Origin of the sequence: Phenylobacterium sp., assembly GCF_965229015.1 — a bacterium.
Classification (GTDB): domain Bacteria; phylum Pseudomonadota; class Alphaproteobacteria; order Caulobacterales; family Caulobacteraceae; genus Phenylobacterium.
Genome location: NZ_CBDDIM010000001.1, coordinates 3,091,893 through 3,110,062, shown reverse-complemented (window position 1 = coordinate 3,110,062; position 18,170 = coordinate 3,091,893). Strand labels below are relative to the sequence as shown.

Sequence of the window (18,170 nt, the reverse complement as noted above, 5' to 3'; positions counted from 1 at the left end):
TGCGAATCTTCGCCGCACTGTCGGACGCCGCCCGTAAAGAGACCGCTAACCATAATGCGGCACACCGTCACGGCATGGATCGTCGTCGCCTGCTCCGTCTCGCCGCCCTCGCCGCCACCCTGCCGGCGGCCGCCCACGCGTCCGGGGGCGGGGAAAAGAGCGAGAAGAAGAAGGGCGGCGGCCTGTCCTACCTGCAGCTGCCCACCCTGACGGCGACCATCATGCGTCCGAACGGCCGCCGTGGGGTCCTGACGGTGGAGACCGGCATCGACATTCCCGACGTCGCCCTGCGGGCCCGCGCCGAACTGCTGGCGCCCCGGTTCCGGGCGGCCTTCGTCCAGGCCCTGCAGATCTACGCCTCGGGGATGAACGCGTCGGGTCCCCCCAACGCCGACTTCATCGCCCGCGAGCTTCAGCGCGAGACCGATCGCGTCCTGGGCAAGCCCGGCGGCCGGCTGCTGCTGGGGACCATCCTGGTCAACTGACCCTTCTCTCCCAGAAAAGGGGAGGGCGTGGCTCCTAGTTCTTCAGCCCGGCGTGGTGGGCGGCCTCGTCCATGAAGGTGGCGAGCGTCACGTCCAGCTCGGTGACCCCGTCGGCGTCATGGGTGGCCAGCGTCACCTCGACCCGATTGTAGACATTGAACCACTCCGGATGGTGGTCGAGCTTCTCGGCCATCAGGGCGGACCGCGCCATGAAGCCGAAGGCGGTGTTGAAGTCCGGGAACAGATAGGTCCGGGTGATGGCGTCGCGGGGGCCGCCCAGCGCGCTCCAGCCCGGAAGCTTGGCGAGCGCCGCGGCCGCGCCGATCTTGCCCGGCCGGCTCATGACACCGCCTCGTCGAAGACCAGGCCGGTGGCGGCCGAGAGTTCGGCCAGGGTCTGGTCGACATCCACCACCTTGATGGCCCGCATGCCGAGCGCGGCGGCCGGCTTGCAGTTGATCCCCAGGTCGTCGAGATAGACGCAGGCGCCCGCCTCCACCCCCAGGGCCTCGCACATCATCAGGTAGATGGCCGGATCGGGCTTGCGGACCCCGGCCTTGGAGCTCTCGATGATGTGGTCGAACAGCGGCATGATCTGACCCATGGCCCCGGCCGCCCGCTGCGGCGCGTCGGCGCCGGGGGAGTGCATGCTGACCATGTTGTTGGTGATGCACCCGACCTTGAACTGTTCCTTGCAGGCCTTCAGCGCCGCCACCATGCGGGGCCGGACCACCCCCGACAGCAGGGGCAGGACGTGGCTGCCGGGGATCGGGTGGCCCAGCGCCGTGGACTCCTCCAGGAACAGCCTGTCGAAGCCCTGGGTGTCGATCTCATTGCGCTCGAACAGCGCCCAGGCGTTGGTGTCGGGATTGGTGGAATTGACCCGGCGGATCAGGTCCTTGGGCACCCCGTTCTCCGCCTCATAGCGGGCGAAGGCCTCGAAGGGCGAGGAGGTGAACACCCCGCCGAAATCCCAGATCACCGCCTCGACCGCCATGGTTCGCTCCGTCTTGAAATGCGGCGCGACGCTAGAGAGGCCGACGGAGACGTGCAAGTTAGAGCACATGTTTATCGACCGCCTGCCGCGCCCGATCCGCCTGGCCCTCTACGCCCTGGCCTCCGCCATCCTGACAGCCATGTGCCTGGTTCCGCAGAAGGAGCTGCCCTCGGTGGGCATGGGCGACAAGATCGAGCACAGCATCGCCTGGTTCATCCTGACGGCGACGGGCCTGCTGCTGTCGCACCGCCGGCCTCGAGCCATCGCCGCCTATGCCGTCGGGCTTGGCGCTCTTATCGAGCTCCTGCAGGCCACCATGGGGTTCGGACGCCAGGGCGACTGGCGCGACCTGGTGGCCGACAGCCTCGGCGTGGCGGTGGCGCTGCTGGCCTACGCCCTGGTCCAGAGGCTGCGACGCCGATGAGCCACCGTCCCTGGGAGGAGTCCGCCGACTTTTCCATCGGGCTCTCGCCCATCGACGAGGCCCGCTGGCTGGAGGGCGGCGAGGCCGACCCCGCCGCCCGCAAGGATCCCCTCTACGCCGCCCACCGCGAGCTGGTCTGGGGCGAGACCCCGGCCTCGCGGCCCGGTCAGGCCGAGGCCGCCGCCCTGCTGGGGATCACCGATCCCGGCGGCCTGCCGCCCCTCTACGCCGCCGCCCGCACCGTGGCCGACGACCTGGTGCTGATGGAGAAGACCGACGGCGCCTGGCGGGTGGCGGCCATCAGCCTGTCGGCGCCGACCTTCTTCACCGCCCGCGAGGTGCTGGGCCGCAGCCTGGCGGAGATCCACGGCCCGGTGAACGGCTTCTCCGACCGCTTCCTGGCGCGCCTGGTCCGCATCTTCGACGGCCTGCGCCCAGGCCTGATCCTGCAGCGGCGCAACTGGTCGGTGGTCAATTCCGGCGAAACCTTCACCCCCTTCTCAGGTCCCATCCGCGCCCGCATCGGCGAGATCTCGCCGAGCGAGGTGGGCCAGGCCCTGTTCACCCGGGTGGAGCGCCAGACGGTGCGCCGGCTGCCGGCGACGGGCGGGGTGCTGTTTTCCATCCGGGTCTGGCTGACCCCGTTCGCCGAGCTGGCGCAGACCCCGGAACGCCTCGCCGCCTTCGCCGAGGCCTGGCGCGCGGCCGCCCCCGATTTCGCGGCCTATAAGGGTTTTCACCTGTACGCAGACCTGGTGGAGGCCTTTCTTCGCGCCGAGGGTGAAAGTCACAGCGTTAACGGCGCCTGATCCCCAACGTTCTCGCGACCCTTGTTTTCAGGACGCCGGAACAACCCCAATGCGCCTGCGCACCCTCCTTCCCGCCCTGGCCTTCCTGGCCCTGGCCGCCTGCGATTCCAAAGGCCTGTTGCAGACCGCCCAGGCGCCGGCCAAGCCCCAGGCCTGCTGCTGCCAGGCCGCCGCCACCGCCTGCCCGCCCGCCGCGGCCCCGACGCCCGCCGTCGTCCAGGCGCCGGCCATGACGCCGGAGCGCGCGGTCTATGTTCCCCCGGCGCCCCCCAAGGCGGTGCGTCGCCATGCCGTCCGCCGCGTCGCCCACGCCGTCCATCGCGAGGGCGGCTACGCCGAGGTGCGCGAATACGCCTATGCCGGCGGCCGTCCCCCGGCCCCGGCCTATGACGGCTATGTCGAGGTCCCCGAGCGCCACATCCGGGGCTACAGCGAGAGCGTCGAGACGCAGGAGACCTATCGGGAGCGCTACTCCGAGCAGTCGGAGAGCTCCAGCAGCCGTTACGCCGAGCGCGGCGGCTATGAGTCCCGCGCCGGCTACGACGCCCGGGGCGGCCGCGACTGCGACTGCGGTCCGCGCGAGGCCGCCGGCCGTGACCGCTACGGCTTCCTCACCTGGCCCGGCAAGGTCCCCGCCCGGCCCTGAGGCCTGGCGCGAGGCTTGCCGTCAAAGATCCTCGGTGTCCCGAGCCGGGACGAGTGGAGACCAAGATGCGATCGCCGAACGGCCCTCTCTTCAAACGCTACGAAATCCTGGCGGTGATCCTGTTCCTGACCGCCGCGGCCGCGCTGGCGAGCTTCAACCTGGTCTATTAGGGCCGCGGGCGGCGCGTCCGCCGCGCCGGCCAGGCGACCGCCAACATGGCGCCGGGCGATGTTGCGTCGCGCAAGTTGTTCGCGGCTTGGGCGCCTCGGAGCCTTTCTGCACAAGGCGCCACGGTTGTCATTGCATTGCAGCAAATGAAGGCCATAACCCTCACTCTTGCAGGGTCGGGTCGAGACCCGGCGATGTGAGCCAGAGTGAGGCGAGTTCCATGATCATGACTTCGATGCGCGTTTTCCCCAGCCTGTTCATCGGCCGCCGGGATTTGGTGGAAGCCGTCCAGATCGACCTGGAACACACCGCCAATGTCCGCGCCGCCTTCACCTGCGGGGCCTGCGACGAGGTCATCCTCATCGCCGAGGACGAGAGCGCGGCCCGCGAAGTGGTCGTGAAGTGCCGCTGCGGCGAGTACAACCAGCTCTAGGCCCGCAAGACCGTCACACTTGCCGTCCAGGATCGTGAGCCTCATGGAAGAGTTCATGACCGCCCCCCGCATCCTGCCCCTCGAGGGCGTCGAGAATTTCCGCGACTATGGCGGCTATGGCTCCCGCCATGGGCGCGTGGCCTCGGGACGGCTGTTCCGCGCCGCCCACCAGGCGCGGGCGACCCCTGCCGACCTTGAGGCCATCGCCGGCCTCAACCTGGCCACGGTGGTGGACCTGCGCCGCCCTCGGGAGCGGGACAACGATCCCAACCTGCGTCCCGACGGCTTTTCCGCCGCCCTGATCCAGTGCGACCTGGGCGACCAGGCCGAGGCGCCCCACGTCGCCTTCCTGCGGGAGACCGACCTGACGCCGGAGAGCGCCCGGGCCTTCTTCCTCGACTATTACGACAAGGCGCCCTTCGAGCCGCGGCACCTGGAGCTGTTCGGCCGCTATTTCGCGGCCCTCGCGGCGGAGGGCGGCCCGGTGCTGATCCACTGCACGGCGGGCAAGGACCGCACCGGCCTGCTGGCGGCCCTGACCCACCACATCCTGGGGGTCCATGAGGACGACGCGCGGGCGGACTATCTGCTGACCAATGTGGCCGCCCGGGTCGAGGCGCGGCTGCCGACCGTCACCGAGGCCCTGGAGAAGTCGCTGGGCAAGCGGCCCTCGGAGACCGCGGTGCGGGCCTTCCTGGGGGTCGACGCCAGCTATCTGGACGCCGCCCTGGCCTCCATCCGCGCCCACAGCGGCTCGGTGGACGCCTATCTGGACCAGGTCGGCGCGGACGCGGCGGCTCGGGAAGCCATCCGCGCCCGCCTGATCCGCTAGGTGGCTTCCGCCAGCAGGCCGTCCGGCTCCGCCCCCGGCTGACCGGCCGGCGCGGCCTGGGCCGCCTTTTCGCGCCGCCGTTCCCGCAGGATGGTCTGGGTGGCGTCATAGCTCTTCCGGTTGATCTTGTAGCGGCCGTAGAAGAACACCGCGATCAGGCCGGGAATGGCCGCGAAGGGGGCGTCCACCAGGGCCAGGTCCATCAGGGTCTGGCGGTCCACCTGGCCGGGCTGGGCCTTTTCCGGGAAGGCCACGATATCCAGGGCGACGCCGGCGAAGAAGTGGCCGATGGCGCTGTCGATCTTGGAGAACAGGGCGCGGGTCGAATAGAGCACCCCTTCCTGCCGGTAGCCGTAGCGGACCTCGTTCTCGTCGGCGATGTCGGCCAGGGCCGACATGACGCTGATGCTCATGATGCTGGCCACGCAGGAGCCCAGCCCCGTGAAGACGATGATCAGCGGCAGCAGCATCGGCTGGCCGGGTTCTGGGAACATCCCCAGGATCCGCAGCACCGGGGCGATGGCCGGGATCGTCGAGAGCAGGACGCAGGTGACGATGATGGCGATCTTCTTGTCGAACCGCCCGTGCAGCCGCGCCGCGGTGGCGAAGCCCAGGAAGTAGCCGCTGAGCGTGCCGATCACGAACCAGCGTATCTGCTCGGAGGTGAACTCCCAGAAGAAGGTGTTCATGTAGAGCCCCAGCCCCTGGCGGACCCCCAGCATCAGGGACAGGAAGAAGTAGGCGATCAGCAGGTAGACGTAGTTCCGGTTGGAGAACGCGCTGCCCATGTCCTTCATGAACTCGAAGGGGGTGAAGGCCGGCAGGTGGTCGGGGGTCTTGGGCAGCAGCGGGATGCGGTCGCGGGTGAACCAGGCCGAGGCGAACAGCAGCACCAGCCCCGAGCCGGCGATCGCCATGGCGAAGGGGGCGTAGGCGTGGGGGTTGAGCAGGCCGCGGGGATATTCGGCGGTCTTGTGGAAGAAGAAGGTGAGCGCCACGAAGCTGGCGCCGGCCGCCCCGATCATGCCCAGCAGGTTGTTCCAGCTCATCACCCGGCTGCGCTCGGTATAGTCGCTGGAGAGCTCGCCCCCCAGGGCCAGGTGCGGCACGTGATAGACGGCCATGAACACCCGCAGGGTGACGATGAAGCCCGCGAACCAGACGAACAGCCAGACCGGGGCGAAGGCGGCGGGGGGGTTGAACAGGGCCAGGATGCAGAGCGCCACCGGGATCGGCGCGATGTACATGTAGGGGTGGCGGCGGCCGAGCTTGCCGCGCGTGCGGTCCGACAGCGAGCCGACGATGGGGTCGGCGAAGCCGTCCAGCACCAGGCTGACGGTGATGGCCAGGCCCGCGAGCGTCGCGGGCAGGCCCAGGACCTGGTTGTAATAGAACATCGCATAGCCGCCGACGGCGGCGAGGGTGATGCTCTCGGCCCCGGCGCCGAGGCCGAAGAAGAACTTTGTGCGGAGGGGTACGCGCGCGCCTATGTGCGCCGAACTGGCCATTATGGTTTCCTGCAAAAATGAACGCCGGTCGTCGCGCCGGATGAATGCCCGCATGAGAGGGGGCGCGCGGGCGAGGTGTCAATCGACCCCGGCGATCACGCTTCCGCGTGCGGCCGCGCGCCAAGGGCGCGGATCACAGGTCAAAGCTTGAGGAGAGGGTCCCGCGGCCCGGGGGCTGCGTCGAGGAGAATGCGGGTCATCTGGTCCGGTTGGTCGACCATGACGTCGTGGCGACAATTGACCTGGACGGTCTTCCACCCCGGGGCCGTCTTGGCCCGCTCGAACGCGGCCGCAAAGAAGGGCGTCTCGCCGACGGTCGCCTGGACAAAGGTCCGCTTGGGAATGCGCTCGACGGCGCCGGTCACCTTCAGCTTCTCGCGAAAGGTCTCCACCGGTTGCGGCGTCAGCCTGGCGTTCGCCCAGGCGGCGTTCGCCGGGTCCATGAAGTTGCTGGCGACGCGCGTCGGGTTCACGCCGGGCTGGGAGGCGCGGCCTGTGATGTCGTCCAGGGACTGGCCGTCGCGCGGCCAGAAGGCGTCCAGGTAGACGATCGAGCCGATCCGCTCGGCGTAGCGCTCGGCCACGCCCGTGATGACCATGCCGCCGTAGGAATGGCCGCAGAGGACGATGTTGGACAGGTCCTTGAACCGGATCTCGCCCGCGATGTCGTCAATATGGGTGGTGAGATTGACGTTTGGACTGAGCAGGTGGGAACGCTCGCACAGGCCCGTCAGGGTCGGCGCGATGACGACGTGGCCAAGGGCCGTCAAGCGGGCGCTCACCTGATCCCAGCACCAGCCCCCGTGCCAGGCGCCATGGACCAGCAAGAAGGTTGTCGGTTTGCCTCGGCCGCGCGGCCTCGCCGCGGCGGCGACTGGGGTGGCGGCGAGCAGCGCGCCGGTCAGGACGGCGCGACGGTCCGATTTCGGAGTTTTCGGCATGATGTCCCCTCACCCAGGGACCAGCTTGCTCTCACGTCGAGGGATGTCAACTTCACCAGGTGAGCGATCGGGCCGGCCGACACGCCGCCCGGCCGTCCGAGTTGCGCCAACATCAGAAGTTTGCGCCTGGCCCACAAGCGGACCTCCCCCACTTCGCCGCCGACGTCAGCTTCCCGGCCCAGCAGCAAGGGCTGGATGCGACCCAACTCGGACATTGCCGGTCCGCCGGAAGTCACTTGGTCTCAATCAGCCAGTCGGACAATTTCTGTACGAGCTGTGGTCAGAGAATTGAACGTGGCTTGCGCTCCATTTCCGAATTGAGCTTGTCAGTGGCGGACGATGCCGAGGCCGCCGACATAGCATTGGGCGCTCAGGAACTTCTCGACGTCACGTATCCCGTCCCGATGGCGAACCGCTTCGCGCTCTCCCGGCTGGGCGCAAGGTGGTTGGCGCCGCGCTCCCACTGGTGACTCAGATGTCTCTAACTAGGCCGCCGCCAATACGGAAGGCGGGCAACGTTTTTCCGACCTGGCAGTGCCTAAGGGCCTCCGTCCAACCCAACTTCTAATCGCCTCGGCGAGTGAATTTCCGCGCGCCGTGCGGACCAGAGCGTATCGGCAGAGGCTTCGCGCAAGACGACCTGGGCATAAGTCGTTATTTTTTCGGAAGTCCGTTGGCGCACCCGACACGATTCGAACGTGTGACCTTTGCCTTCGGAGGGCAACGCTCTATCCAGCTGAGCTACGGGTGCGTTTCGGAAACGCGCTTCTAGCGGAAAGCCGCGCGGAACGGAAGGCTCAGGCGTCGATCGGCGCCGGGGCCGAGGTCAGGGACACGAAGACGTCCTCCAGGTCCGGGTCCTCGGTGGCGATATCCTTGATGTGCAGCCCCGCCCCGCGCACCGCGGCCAGCACCTGCTCGACGCTCGACTGGCCGGTGCGGTAGGAGACGGCGAAGGCGCCGGCGGCCCGCAGCCTGGTCTCGAATCCCGGGAGCTCGGGGGCGACCGTCACCGGCTCCTCCGGCGTCACCACCACGTTGCGCACGTCCATCCGGGCCAGCAGGGTCGAGGTGGGCTCGCAGGCCACCACCATGCCGCGGTTGACGATGGCGATCTGGTCGCAGAGCTCCTGGGCCTCCTCCAGATAGTGGGTGGTGAGCACGATGGTCACGCCCTTGCGGTTCAGCTCCACCACATAGGCCCAGAGCTGCTTGCGCAGCTCGACGTCCACGCCCGCGGTGGGCTCGTCGAGGATCAGGACCGGCGGATTGTGGGTCATGGCCTTGGCCACCATCAGGCGGCGCTTCATGCCCCCGGAGAGCTGGCGGACATAGGCGTTGGCCTTGTCGCCGAGGCCCAGCGCATTGAGCAGCTCCATCGTCCGGCGCTCCTTGGCCGGGACCCCGTACATGCCGGCCTGGACCTCCAGGGATTCCCGCGGGGTGAAGAAGGGGTCGGCGGCGATCTCCTGGGGAACCACCCCGATGGCGGCGCGCGCGTCGCGGGGCCGCTCGTCGATGTCCCGGCCCCAGATCGAGACCGTGCCGGAGGTCTTCTTGGTGAGGCCGGCCAGGATGTTGATGAAGGTCGACTTCCCCGCGCCGTTGGGCCCCAGCAGGCCGAAGATCGAGCCGCGCGGGATCGCCAGATCGATCCCCTTCAGGGCCTGCATCTCCGAGGTGGTCTTGGTGGCCGGGTAGGTCTTCACGAGGCCTTTGGCCTCGATGGCGAAGTCGGGAAGGATCATACGGGACTTTTCGAAAACGGCCGTGATTGACGGCGAAAGCTATGGTCGCATACCTAGGCGCGCGCGGACCTGTCGCCAAGCGTTCGCCGCCGGAGAGTTGCATCATGGCCCGCAAAGCCGTTCCCGTCCCCAACCAGGGCGCCCACGCCGAACCCATGCCCGCCAAGCCGGCCCTGACCCCGAACCTGCCGGCTCCGGAAACGGTGGTGGTGCGGACCGGCCGCATCGCCTGCGACGGCGTCGGCGGGGCGCTGGGCCATCCGCGCGTCTGGCTGGAGATGGGCGAGGCGACCTTCGTCGAATGCCCCTATTGCGACCGCCGCTTCGTGCTGGCCGCCGGGACCGAGGGCCCCGAGGACGAGCGCCTGGCCCCGGGCGTCTATGAGGGCCCGCACGGCCACTAGCTCGGACACTGTCTGGGTCCGTTCTCCGCGAGCATGTCACGGAGGCGCTTCCTATATCGTCCTGACGAGAAGAGGAGACGCCCATGAGCCAAGCCGCCGCCTTCAAGGCCCTGCACTCAGGCCCTGAGATCCTGGTCCTGCCCAACGCCTGGGACGCCGCCAGCGCCGCCGTCATGGAGGACGCCGGCGCCAAGGCCGTGGCCACCTCCAGCGCCGCCATGGCCTGGGCCCACGGCTACGCCGACGGCGATTTCTTCCCCGTCCCCCTGCTGCTGACCGCCATCGACGAGATCGCCCGCGTCCTGAAGGTCCCGCTGACCGCCGACATCGAGGGCGGCTACACCGACGACCTGTCCGCGCTCGCCGAGACCATCAAGGCGGTGGTGGGCGCCGGCGCCGTCGGGATCAATCTGGAGGACGGCCGGCGCGACCCGGCCCTGCACGCCCGCAAGATCGAGGCGACCCGCAAGGCCGCCGACCAGGCCGGGGTCGCCCTGTTCATCAACGCGCGCACCGATGTCTATCTGAAGGGCTTGATGGCGGGCGAGGCGGCCCAGGCCGAGGTGATCGCGCGGGCCAGGACCTATGCGGCGGCCGGCGCCGACGGGATCTTCGTGCCCGGCCCCACCGACGAAGCCCTGCTCGCCACCTTCGCCCGCGAGATCGCCCAGCCGGTCAACGCCATGGCGCGCCCTGGCCTGCCCAGCGCCGCCAGGCTGCAGGCGGCCGGGGTGCGGCGGCTGTCCTCGGGTGGCGGCCTGTTCGCCGCGGCCTACGGGACGCTCGCCCGGGCCACGGCGGCCTATCTTAAGGACGGCGAGTCCGATCCCCTCGCGCCCCTGGCGGAAGGTCTGCCCAGCTTCAACAAGCGGTTTGGATAGCCCTATTCGTCGTGCGGCTCGGGGTCGCCCACCAGGACGGGCGGGATGGCGATCAGCTTGCCCTCGCTCATCCGCACCTCGGGCACGTTCTCGCGGGTGAAGGGCAGCCACCAGCTGGGGCCCATGGGGGGCTGGACCTCGATCAGGTCGCCGGCCCCGAAGTCCTGGATGGTCTTGACCGTCCCCAGGGCCTCGCCCTGCGGGCCCTCGATGGGCAGGCCGATCAGGTCGGCCAGATAGAACTCGTCCTCGTCCGGCGGCGGCAGGCTGTCGCGGGAGACGAAGAGGGTCAGGCCGCGCAGCGCCTCGGCCTGGTCGCGGGTGTCGACGCCCTTGGCGCGGGCGATGATCGCCCCCTTCACCGGCCGGGCCGCCGTGATGGTCAGGCCCGCAGACCCGTCCTGGCGCAGCAGGACCTTGTAGGTCGCCAGCGCCAGGGGATCCTCGGTGAAGGTGGTGATGCGAATCTCCCCGCGCACGCCGAAGGCTCCGGCGACGCGGGCGACCTGGAGGAGGCGGTCAGCCATGGGACTTACCGCCTCCTACCCAAGCCTCAGCCTTCGGTCTTTTCTTCAGCGGCCGGCTCGGCGGCGGCTTCAGCGGCCGGGGCCTCTTCGGCAGCCGGAGCCGCTTCCGCGGCAGGGGCTTCCTCGGCGGCGGGCGCCTCGGCGGCCGGGGCTTCAGCGGCCGGAGCTTCCGGAGTGGCTTCGACGACGGGTTCCGGCTCGGGCGCCGGGGCGTTCTTAGCTTCTTCCAGGGCCGCAGCGGCGGCGGCGTCGCGCTGGGCGCGCTCTTCAGTGCGCTCGAGCGCCTTCTTGCCGGGCTTGCCCTTGTTGGGGTTGTTGCCGTGTTCCCACTTCACGACGCCGGCCTGGGCCAGGAAGCGCGCGACGCGGTCGGTGGGCTGGGCGCCCTTGGCGATCCAGGCCTGGATGGATTCCAGCTTCAGGGTGACCCGGGTCGGGTCATCGCGCTTCAGCAGCGGGTTGTAGGTGCCCACCTTCTCGATGAAGCGGCCGTCGCGGGGCGAGTGGCTGTCGGCGACGACGATGGAGTAGTAGGGGCGCTTCTTGGCGCCGCCACGGGCGAGACGGATCTTCAGCATGGTTTAGTCCTTGTTATATCTAGGATTTCTTGAAGGGATTGAAGCCGGGGGGCAGGCCGCCGCCCAGGCCGGGAAGTTTGGGGCCGCCATCGCCGAGGCCGGGCAGCTTGCCCCCGCCCGCGGCCATCTTGCCGAGTTCCTCGAGTTGGTTCTGGTCGGGCATGGCCAGCTTGCCGCCGCCCAGCGACTTCAGCCGGTCCATGCCGCCGCCGCCGCCCATCATGCCGGCCATGCGGGCGAAGCCCTTGCCGCCGTCCTTGCTCATCATCTTGAAGGCGTCGGCCATCTGGCGGTGCTGCTTCAGGAGACGATTGACCTCCGAGACGTCGACCCCGGCGCCCTTGGCGATGCGGCGCTTGCGGGAGGCGGCCAGGATTTCCGGCTTCTTGCGCTCCAGCTTGGTCATCGAGGAGATGATGGCCGCCTGACGGTCCAGGGCCTTGTCGGAGATATTGGCGTCGGCGATCTGCTTCTTGATCTTCTGGACGCCCGGCAGGAAGCCCATCAGGCCCTCCATGCCGCCCATCTTCTTCATCTGGGCGAACTGGTCGGCCATCATGTCGAGGTCAAACTGGCCCTTGGCCAGCTTCTTGGCCATGGCCTCGGCCTTGGCGACGTCCAGGTCGGCGCTGGCCTTCTCCACCAGGGCGACGACGTCCCCTTGGCCCAGGATGCGGCCGGCCACCCGGGCGGCGTCGAAGACATCCAGGCCGTCGATCTTTTCCGAGACGCCCAGGAACTTGATGGGCAGGCCGGTGACCGCGCGCATGGAGAGCGCGGCGCCCCCGCGGCCGTCGCCGTCGGCGCGGGTCAGGACCAGGCCGGTGAGCGGCAGGCGCTCGTGGAAGGCCTTGGCGGTGCGCACCGCGTCCTGGCCGGTGAGGCTGTCGGCCACCAGCAGGGTCTCGGAGGGGTTCGAGATCCGCGCGATCTCGGCGGCCTCGCTCATCATCGCCTCGTCGAGCGTGGTGCGCCCGGCGGTGTCGAGGATGAGGATGTCGTAGCCCTGCAGCTTGGCGGCGCTCATGGCGCGGCGCGCGATGTCGGGGGCGCTCTGGCCGGCCACGATGGGCAGGGAGTCGGCGCCGGCCGCGACCGCCAGGGTGGCCAACTGCTCCATGGCCGCGGGACGGCGGGTGTCCAGGGAGGCCAGCAGGACCTTCTTGCGCTCCTTGACCAGCTTGAGGCCGAGCTTGGCGGCCGTGGTGGTCTTGCCCGAGCCCTGCAGGCCGGCCATCAGGATCACGGTGGGCGGGTTGAGGCTGATGTTCAGCCCCTCGGCGCTGTCGCCGCCGAGCATCTCCACCAGGCCGTCATAGGTGATCTTCACCACCTGGTCGGCGGGACGGATCGAACGGATCACGTCCTGGCCGGCGGCCTTCTCCTTGGCCTTGGCGATGAAGTCGCGCACCACCGGCAGGGCGACGTCGGCCTCCAGCAGGGCCACGCGGACCTCGCGCAGGGCTTCGTCGATGTCCTTCTCTGACAGCACGCCGCGACCGGAAAGCCGGTCGAAGACGGAAGACAGCCGATCGGTTAGCGCGTCGAACAAGTTTCGCTCCTGTGGCCCAAACGCAATCGACCCCCGTGGACGATCACGTCGACGGGGGGCCTCGCCGCTCTCGTCCCAGATAAGACCTGGGGGTCGTAGCGGTAGAGGGCGCGATTGCTCTGCGCCGGAAGGGCGCGCTTATGCGCTCGGAGGGCCGAAAGGTCAAGGAAAGGGGCGGCCCAGCCTCAGCTGCGCAGCAGCCAGGTCCCGTCGGCGCCCTGGCAGGCGGTGTAGCGGCGGGTCTCGGCCTCGCCGTCCCGCGGATTGACGTGGGCCTCGAACACCCGGCAGAGGGGGCGGCTGTCGGTGTCGATATAGACGCCGGGAGAGGCGTAGATCGGCCAGGCCACGGTCTCGGGCACATAGCCGATCCCCACGCCGTCGCGGGCGGCCAGCAGCCAGCCCGTACCGCTGACCCGGGCCAGGACGTCGAAGTCCTCGCCGTCCTTCAGGTCTGCCAGCTTGCGGCCGGTGACGGCCGGCGTCGCGCGCAGGGCGATGACGGCGCGGGCGGTGTGGCGGCCCTCGGCGACGTCGTAGTGGGCGGAACGCTTCACGCCCTTCGCCAGGCGCGCGCCGCGCAGCGGCGCCGGGGCGGCATAGCTTGCCGGGTCGAGGGAGGTCTTGCCGTCATAGGGCTTGGTCTCCAGGACGCGGACGGCGCCGGAGGTGCCGGTCGCCTCGTTGTCCCAGACCTGATAGCCGCCGGCGTCCAGGGCCGCGTCGATGGCGGTGAGCGCGCGGGACTTGTCGGTCGCCTGCAGCTTGCAGACGGCCAGGCCCTTGCCGTGGCCGACGCGGGCGCCGGCGGCGGCCTTTCCCGACGGGGGACAGTCCAGCATGGCCGACAGCGGGGCTGGCGGCGCTGGGCGTGCGCCATTCTGGGCCAGGGCGGCGGTCGGCAGCAGGGCCAGGAAACCCAGGATCGCGGCTGTGGCAGGCGGAAAGCGCATCTGGACGGGCCCCAAGCTCAGTGTCGATACCGACTTCCGTGCATTTTTCGCGCCAGGAATTCCCGTCGCAATTGCACGCATTCGACCCTGTCTCGCCTTTGCGGCGAAATCCAGTCGGGGCGCCCAAAATGGGGAGGGAGGTCTCCGGTCAGGTGGTGGGGAACCCCTTGTCGATGAGATAGGCCTTCACGTCGGGATCGCGGCCGCGGAAGCTGCGATAGGCCTGCGCGGGATCGACGGTGTTGCCGATGCTCATGATCCTGTCGTGCAGGCGCCTGGCCACGGCCTTGTCATAGGGGCCCGTGGCCTCGGTGAAGGCGCCGTAGGCGTCGTGGGCCAGGACCTCCGACCAGAGGTAGCTGTAATAGCCGGCCGAATAGCCGTCGCCGGCGAAGATGTGCTGGAACTGCGGGGTGCGGTGGCGCATCGGCAGCTCCTTGGGCATGCCGAGCTTGGCCAGCTCCTCGCGCTCGAAGGCGTCGGGGTCGATGTCGGCGTCCCCGGCCAGGTGCAGCTTCATGTCGATGAGGGCCGAGGACAGGTACTCAGTGACGTCGAAGCCCTGGCGGAAGGTGTGGGCCTTCTCGATCTTGGCGATCAGGGCCGGCGGGATCGGCTTGCCGGTCTTATGGTGCAGGGCGAAGCGGTTGAGCACCTCCGGCGTCGCCAGCCAGTTCTCGTTCACCTGGCTGGGGAACTCCACATAGTCCCGGGGCACCGCGGTCCCCGACAGGGAGGGATAGTTCACATCGGAGTTCAGGCCGTGCAGGGCGTGGCCGAACTCGTGGAACATGGTGGTGGCGTCGTCCCAGGAGATCAGGATCGGCTCGCCGGGGGCGCCCTTCACGAAGTTGGCGTTGTTGGAGACGATGGTGGTGATCTTGCCGCGGAACTTCTCCTGGGTGCGGTAGGCGTTCATCCAGGCGCCCGAGCGCTTGCCGGCCCGCGCGTAGGGATCGAAGTACCACAGGCCGACATGGGCCCCGTCCGCGCCCTTCACCTCCCAGACCTTGATGTCGGGATGGGCGACCGGGACATCGGTCACCGGGTGATAGGTGAAGCCGTAGATCTGGCCCGAGGCCCAGAACATCCCCTCCCGCAGCTTGTCCAGCTGCAGGTAGGCCTTCACCTCGTTCATATCGAGGTTGTAGCGCTCGGCGCGGACCTTCTCGGCGTAGTAGCGGTAGTCCCAGGGTTCGATGCGCAGGCCGGCGTGCTCCTTGTCGGCGATGGCCTGCATCTCCGCCACCTCCTCGCCCACCCGGGCGATGGCCGAGGGCCAGACCCGCATCATCAGCGCCATGGCGTTGTCCGGGGTCTTGGCCATGGCGTTCTCGAGCCGCCAATGGGCGTGGGTCGGATAGCCCAGCAGCCTGGCCCGCTCGACCCGCAGCTTGAGGATCTTCTTGATGACGGCGTTGTTGTCGTGGGAATCGCCGTTGTCGCCGCGGCTGTAGAAGGTCCGCCAGACCTTCTCGCGCAGGTCCCGCCGGGTCGAATAGGTCAGGAAGGGATCGATGGAGGAGCGGGTGTTGAGCACCGCGAACTCGCCCTTGTGGCCGCGTTCCTCGGCCGCCGCGGCGGCGGCGTCGCGCACGTCCTTGGGCAGGCCCGAGAGTTCGGCCTCGGTGCGCAGATAGAGGACGTAGTCGGTCTCGTCGGCCAGCAGGTTCTGGTTGAAGGTGGTGAAGTGGTTGGCCAGCTCCTGGTTGATGGCGCCGACCCGGGCCTTGGCCTCCGGCGACAGCTTGGCGCCGGCGCGCACGAAGCGGTTCCAGTAGAGCCAGCTCAGGCGCTGCTGCTCCGGGGTCAGGCCGGAGGTCGCCCGCGCCTCATAGACCGCCTCGATGCGTTTGAAGAGCGGGGCGTTCTGCAGGATCTTGTCGCCATGGGCGGCGTCCTTGGGCGCCATCACCTTCTCCACCGCCCGCATCTCCGGGGTCGACAGCGTGCCGCTCCAGATGCCGTAGAGGGTGTCGACCCGGTTCTTGGCGTCCCCGGTCCGCTCCAGGGCCGCGATGGTGTTCTCGAAGGTGGGCGGGGCGGGATTGGCCGCGATGGCGTCGATCTCGGCCAGCTCCTGGGCCATGGCCGCCTCGATGGCCGGAGCGAAATCGGCGACCTTGACCTTGTCGAAGGGCGGGACCCCGCCATAGGGCCCGGTCCAGGGGGTGGTCAGGACATCGGCGTCGGCGGCGAGGCTCATGGCCGGGACCAGGGACGTGGCGGCCAGGGCGCTGGTCGCGGCGAGAAAGGTGCGCCGATGCATGGAGACTCCGGGGATTGGCTCAAGGTGGGGCGACCTTAGGCAGGATGTAACCGGACGTCACATGACAGGCGCGTAATGTCGCCCGCTCAGGCGCGGGCGGCCTCGAAGGCGTCGCGGCTGATCTGCAGGGCCTCCTCGGGGGTCAAGCCGAAGGCGATCAGCATCAGGGCCACCAGGTCCACCGCGTGCTCGGGGCCGGCCTCGCCCATGACGATGTCGCGCTGGGCCATGCGGAAGCCGCCGAACACCAGGTTGCGGGCGGCGGCGACGTCGCAATCGCGGAACCGGCCGCGGGCGACGGCGGCCCCATGGATGGCGTTGAAGCGGGCCTCGAACACCGCCTGGCGCGGCAGGGCCGTGGCCTCGATCTTCAGGGCCAGCCAGCCGCGCACCGGGTCGGCGACGAAGGTGGCCAGGATCCTGTGGACCACCGCGGCCAGCAGGGCGGCGGGATCCTCGATGCCGGCCAGGGCCGGGCCCAGGGTCTGGTTCAGCTCCTCGGAGATCTGGCTGTTGAGATGGTGCAGCAGGTCTTCGATGGTGGGGAAGTAGTTGTAGAAGGTGCCGCGCGAGACGCCCGCGGCGGCCACGAAATCCTCGATGGAGGCGCTCTCGTGCCCCTTCTCCAGGATCACCGAGATGGCGGCCTCGATCAGGCGCGCGCGGGTTTGCGCGCGGCGGTTCTCGGCCGCCGCGGCGCGCGCTTCGAGATTGACCCGCATGGGCCGCCGAGGGGTCAGGCGGCCTCGCTCAGGTACTGCTTCAGGGCCTGGGCGGCGCCTTGGGAGGTGGGGTCGTTCTGGGCCTCCAGGGCGCCGATCTCCTGGCTCAGGGCCGCGGTGATCTCGCGGTGGGCCAGGGGCGAGAGTTGCAGCATGGCCGAGGCCGAGGCCCGGGCCAGGGCCAGGGCCGTGGCCAGTTCGGTCTCGAGGGCGGGGTCGTCGGCGGTCGCGCCGGAGCGCGTGGCGAAGGGGAGGGACATGGCTTTGCGGATCTCGGGGAGGAGTGGGACAACCCTGCGGGGGGGCGCAGGCCGGATTTGGCGGTGACGGATATGTCAGACTGACAGTGCCGTCAATCCGAAATAACGATGTTTTACATTTCCCCGCCCCCCGAACGGGATGCTGGACGCTGTCCCCCAAGGCGGCTAAGCGCGATCCATGGCCATTGGCGTGTTCGATTCCGGGGTTGGGGGGCTGACGGTTCACCGTCGGCTCGTCGACCGCTTCCCCCTCGCGGATTTCATCTACCTGGCCGACCAGGCCAACACCCCCTATGGCGGCCGAGAGGGCGAGGAGATCGTCGACCTCACCCGGGCCGGCTGCGAAAAGCTGTTCGATCGCGGCTGCGACCTGGTGGTCCTGGCCTGCAACACCGCCTCCGGGGTGGCCCTGCGCCGCCTGCAGCAGACCTGGCTGCCCGGCTACCGCAAGGCGCTCGGCCGGCCGGTGAACGTGCTGGGCATCATCGTCCCCACCATTGAGGCGGCCACCGGCCTGCCCTGGGAGCACGAGGCCGACCGCCGCGGCGAGAAGGTGGAGAAGCTGGACGTGCTGGCGGTCTTCGCCACCCCGGCCACCGCCCGTTCCCGGGTCTACGAGATCGAGATCGACAAGCGCCGCCAGGACGTGGCGGTCTTCTCCGAGCCCTGCCCGGACCTGGCCCCGATGATCGAGAAGGGCGCCGGGGCGGTGGAGCTGGCCACGGTGGTGGAGGCCCACGTCAAGGCGGTCAGCACCCGCATCGGCCGGCCGCCGGACCGCGCCATCCTCGGCTGCACCCACTATGAGATGGTGGCCGACATGTTCCGCGCCGCCCTGCCGCCGGGCACGCCCCTGATCCACCAGCCCGCCGCCACCGCCGACGCCCTGGAGGCCTATCTGGCCAAGCACCCGGAATATACCGCCGGCGACTCCGGACGGCGCATCTTCCTCACCACCGGCAAGCCGGGCGCCCAGCATTTGCTGGTTGAGACCTTCTGGGGGGCGCCGCTAAGCTTCGAGCAGGCTTAGGGAG

The 18,170-nt window shown here is 69.3% G+C and carries 21 protein-coding genes and 1 tRNA gene; 9 read left to right on the top strand and 13 right to left on the bottom strand.

The annotated features are described in order from the left end of the window. The first annotated feature begins 74 nt into the window (after positions 1–74). Entirely contained in the window at positions 75–485 is a 411-nt protein-coding gene (locus tag ACO06I_RS15650) for a Tat pathway signal protein (protein ID WP_421933488.1), read from the top strand. 34 nt (positions 486–519) lie between these two features. Here the strand turns inward: ACO06I_RS15650 and ACO06I_RS15645 are convergent, their stop codons facing one another. Together ACO06I_RS15645 and ACO06I_RS15640 are read right to left on the bottom strand one after the other, a co-directional pair. Next, complete coding sequence (locus tag ACO06I_RS15645) at positions 520–828, bottom strand: 4a-hydroxytetrahydrobiopterin dehydratase (RefSeq protein ID WP_421933487.1); 309 nt, start codon at positions 826–828, stop codon at positions 520–522. Beyond that, complete coding sequence (locus tag ACO06I_RS15640; protein ID WP_421933486.1) at positions 825–1,481, bottom strand: HAD-IA family hydrolase; 657 nt, start codon at positions 1,479–1,481, stop codon at positions 825–827. The genes ACO06I_RS15645 and ACO06I_RS15640 overlap by 4 nt, the downstream gene beginning before the upstream one ends. A 67-nt stretch (positions 1,482–1,548) precedes the next feature. Between ACO06I_RS15640 and ACO06I_RS15635 the strand changes: the two genes are divergently transcribed. The 5 genes from ACO06I_RS15635 (at position 1,549) to ACO06I_RS15615 (ending at position 4,793) form a co-directional block, all read left to right on the top strand. Continuing rightward, positions 1,549–1,905: a VanZ family protein gene (locus ACO06I_RS15635; RefSeq protein WP_421933485.1), complete on the top strand. Its 357-nt coding sequence runs from the start codon at positions 1,549–1,551 to the stop codon at positions 1,903–1,905. Next, positions 1,902–2,714 carry a heme-dependent oxidative N-demethylase subunit alpha family protein gene (locus tag ACO06I_RS15630; RefSeq protein WP_421933484.1) on the top strand — a complete coding sequence of 271 codons (813 nt, stop codon included), beginning with the start codon at positions 1,902–1,904 and terminating at the stop codon, positions 2,712–2,714. The genes ACO06I_RS15635 and ACO06I_RS15630 overlap by 4 nt, the downstream gene beginning before the upstream one ends. Before the next feature lie 49 nt (positions 2,715–2,763). Next, the gene (locus ACO06I_RS15625) at positions 2,764–3,360 is read left to right on the top strand and encodes a hypothetical protein (RefSeq protein WP_421933483.1); all 597 of its coding nucleotides are present in this window, start codon (positions 2,764–2,766) and stop codon (positions 3,358–3,360) included. Positions 3,361–3,748: 388 nt separating this feature from the next. After that, positions 3,749–3,961: a hypothetical protein gene (locus ACO06I_RS15620; RefSeq protein ID WP_421933482.1), complete on the top strand. Its 213-nt coding sequence runs from the start codon at positions 3,749–3,751 to the stop codon at positions 3,959–3,961. 55 nt (positions 3,962–4,016) lie between these two features. Further along, positions 4,017–4,793 carry a tyrosine-protein phosphatase gene (locus tag ACO06I_RS15615; RefSeq protein WP_421933481.1) on the top strand — a complete coding sequence of 259 codons (777 nt, stop codon included), beginning with the start codon at positions 4,017–4,019 and terminating at the stop codon, positions 4,791–4,793. Here the strand turns inward: ACO06I_RS15615 and ACO06I_RS15610 are convergent. The 4 genes from ACO06I_RS15610 to ACO06I_RS15595 form a co-directional block, all read right to left on the bottom strand. After that, positions 4,790–6,301: an MFS transporter gene (locus ACO06I_RS15610; protein WP_421933480.1), complete on the bottom strand. Its 1,512-nt coding sequence runs from the start codon at positions 6,299–6,301 to the stop codon at positions 4,790–4,792. The genes ACO06I_RS15615 and ACO06I_RS15610 overlap by 4 nt on opposite strands. A gap of 140 nt (positions 6,302–6,441) precedes the next feature. Next, complete coding sequence (locus tag ACO06I_RS15605) at positions 6,442–7,242, bottom strand: alpha/beta fold hydrolase (protein WP_421933479.1); 801 nt, start codon at positions 7,240–7,242, stop codon at positions 6,442–6,444. A gap of 674 nt (positions 7,243–7,916) precedes the next feature. Next, positions 7,917–7,993: transfer RNA gene (locus ACO06I_RS15600), tRNA-Arg, on the bottom strand. Between the two features lie 46 nt (positions 7,994–8,039). Beyond that, positions 8,040–8,990 (bottom strand): ABC transporter ATP-binding protein, encoded by a 951-nt coding sequence (locus tag ACO06I_RS15595; RefSeq protein WP_421933478.1) that lies wholly within the window; start codon positions 8,988–8,990, stop codon positions 8,040–8,042. A gap of 155 nt (positions 8,991–9,145) precedes the next feature. Here ACO06I_RS15595 and ACO06I_RS15590 point away from each other — a divergent pair, with 155 nt between their 5' ends. Both ACO06I_RS15590 and ACO06I_RS15585 read left to right on the top strand, forming a co-directional pair. Further along, positions 9,146–9,394 carry a zinc-finger domain-containing protein gene (locus ACO06I_RS15590; RefSeq protein ID WP_421933639.1) on the top strand — a complete coding sequence of 83 codons (249 nt, stop codon included), beginning with the start codon at positions 9,146–9,148 and terminating at the stop codon, positions 9,392–9,394. A gap of 83 nt (positions 9,395–9,477) precedes the next feature. Continuing rightward, a complete protein-coding gene (locus ACO06I_RS15585; protein WP_421933477.1) occupies positions 9,478–10,275 on the top strand; it encodes an isocitrate lyase/PEP mutase family protein in 798 nt (265 codons plus the stop codon). A gap of 2 nt (positions 10,276–10,277) precedes the next feature. On the opposite strand, the gene rimM is transcribed toward ACO06I_RS15585, so the two are convergent. The 7 genes from rimM to ACO06I_RS15550 form a co-directional block, all read right to left on the bottom strand. After that, a complete protein-coding gene (rimM, locus tag ACO06I_RS15580; protein ID WP_421933476.1) occupies positions 10,278–10,802 on the bottom strand; it encodes a ribosome maturation factor RimM in 525 nt (174 codons plus the stop codon). A gap of 26 nt (positions 10,803–10,828) precedes the next feature. Continuing rightward, complete coding sequence (rpsP, locus tag ACO06I_RS15575) at positions 10,829–11,380, bottom strand: 30S ribosomal protein S16 (RefSeq protein WP_421933475.1); 552 nt, start codon at positions 11,378–11,380, stop codon at positions 10,829–10,831. A gap of 19 nt (positions 11,381–11,399) precedes the next feature. Next, positions 11,400–12,932 carry a signal recognition particle protein gene (gene ffh, locus ACO06I_RS15570; protein WP_421933474.1) on the bottom strand — a complete coding sequence of 511 codons (1,533 nt, stop codon included), beginning with the start codon at positions 12,930–12,932 and terminating at the stop codon, positions 11,400–11,402. A gap of 185 nt (positions 12,933–13,117) precedes the next feature. Further along, entirely contained in the window at positions 13,118–13,885 is a 768-nt protein-coding gene (locus ACO06I_RS15565; protein WP_421933473.1) for a hypothetical protein, read from the bottom strand. Between the two features lie 148 nt (positions 13,886–14,033). Further along, positions 14,034–16,154 (bottom strand): M3 family metallopeptidase, encoded by a 2,121-nt coding sequence (locus tag ACO06I_RS15560; protein WP_421933472.1) that lies wholly within the window; start codon positions 16,152–16,154, stop codon positions 14,034–14,036. A gap of 86 nt (positions 16,155–16,240) precedes the next feature. Continuing rightward, entirely contained in the window at positions 16,241–16,876 is a 636-nt protein-coding gene (locus ACO06I_RS15555; protein ID WP_421933471.1) for a TetR/AcrR family transcriptional regulator, read from the bottom strand. A 14-nt stretch (positions 16,877–16,890) separates the two neighbouring features. Continuing rightward, on the bottom strand, positions 16,891–17,136 hold the full coding sequence (locus ACO06I_RS15550) for a hypothetical protein (protein ID WP_421933470.1): 246 nt from the start codon (positions 17,134–17,136) through the stop codon (positions 16,891–16,893). 178 nt (positions 17,137–17,314) lie between these two features. On the opposite strand from ACO06I_RS15550, the gene ACO06I_RS15545 reads away from it, so the two are divergent. Then, positions 17,315–18,166, top strand: coding sequence for a glutamate racemase (locus tag ACO06I_RS15545; protein WP_421933469.1), 852 nt, complete (start codon positions 17,315–17,317; stop codon positions 18,164–18,166). Positions 18,167–18,170 lie beyond the last annotated feature (4 nt).

Bases quoted from the DNA above. Each gene is read 5' to 3' on its own strand.
- ACO06I_RS15650 (WP_421933488.1), top strand. From the start codon at position 75: ATGGATCGTCGTCGCCTGCTCCGTCTCGCCGCCCTCGCCGCCACCCTG.
- ACO06I_RS15645 (WP_421933487.1), bottom strand. From the start codon at position 828: ATGAGCCGGCCGGGCAAGATCGGCGCGGCCGCGGCGCTCGCCAAGCTT.
- ACO06I_RS15640 (WP_421933486.1), bottom strand. From the start codon at position 1,481: ATGGCGGTCGAGGCGGTGATCTGGGATTTCGGCGGGGTGTTCACCTCC.
- ACO06I_RS15635 (WP_421933485.1), top strand. From the start codon at position 1,549: ATGTTTATCGACCGCCTGCCGCGCCCGATCCGCCTGGCCCTCTACGCC.
- ACO06I_RS15630 (WP_421933484.1), top strand. From the start codon at position 1,902: ATGAGCCACCGTCCCTGGGAGGAGTCCGCCGACTTTTCCATCGGGCTC.
- ACO06I_RS15625 (WP_421933483.1), top strand. From the start codon at position 2,764: ATGCGCCTGCGCACCCTCCTTCCCGCCCTGGCCTTCCTGGCCCTGGCC.
- ACO06I_RS15620 (WP_421933482.1), top strand. From the start codon at position 3,749: ATGATCATGACTTCGATGCGCGTTTTCCCCAGCCTGTTCATCGGCCGC.
- ACO06I_RS15615 (WP_421933481.1), top strand. From the start codon at position 4,017: ATGACCGCCCCCCGCATCCTGCCCCTCGAGGGCGTCGAGAATTTCCGC.
- ACO06I_RS15610 (WP_421933480.1), bottom strand. From the start codon at position 6,301: ATGGCCAGTTCGGCGCACATAGGCGCGCGCGTACCCCTCCGCACAAAG.
- ACO06I_RS15605 (WP_421933479.1), bottom strand. From the start codon at position 7,242: ATGCCGAAAACTCCGAAATCGGACCGTCGCGCCGTCCTGACCGGCGCG.
- ACO06I_RS15595 (WP_421933478.1), bottom strand. From the start codon at position 8,990: ATGATCCTTCCCGACTTCGCCATCGAGGCCAAAGGCCTCGTGAAGACC.
- ACO06I_RS15590 (WP_421933639.1), top strand. From the start codon at position 9,146: ATGCCCGCCAAGCCGGCCCTGACCCCGAACCTGCCGGCTCCGGAAACG.
- ACO06I_RS15585 (WP_421933477.1), top strand. From the start codon at position 9,478: ATGAGCCAAGCCGCCGCCTTCAAGGCCCTGCACTCAGGCCCTGAGATC.
- rimM (WP_421933476.1), bottom strand. From the start codon at position 10,802: ATGGCTGACCGCCTCCTCCAGGTCGCCCGCGTCGCCGGAGCCTTCGGC.
- rpsP (WP_421933475.1), bottom strand. From the start codon at position 11,380: ATGCTGAAGATCCGTCTCGCCCGTGGCGGCGCCAAGAAGCGCCCCTAC.
- ACO06I_RS15565 (WP_421933473.1), bottom strand. From the start codon at position 13,885: ATGCGCTTTCCGCCTGCCACAGCCGCGATCCTGGGTTTCCTGGCCCTG.
- ACO06I_RS15560 (WP_421933472.1), bottom strand. From the start codon at position 16,154: ATGCATCGGCGCACCTTTCTCGCCGCGACCAGCGCCCTGGCCGCCACG.
- ACO06I_RS15555 (WP_421933471.1), bottom strand. From the start codon at position 16,876: ATGCGGGTCAATCTCGAAGCGCGCGCCGCGGCGGCCGAGAACCGCCGC.
- ACO06I_RS15550 (WP_421933470.1), bottom strand. From the start codon at position 17,136: ATGTCCCTCCCCTTCGCCACGCGCTCCGGCGCGACCGCCGACGACCCC.
- ACO06I_RS15545 (WP_421933469.1), top strand. From the start codon at position 17,315: ATGGCCATTGGCGTGTTCGATTCCGGGGTTGGGGGGCTGACGGTTCAC.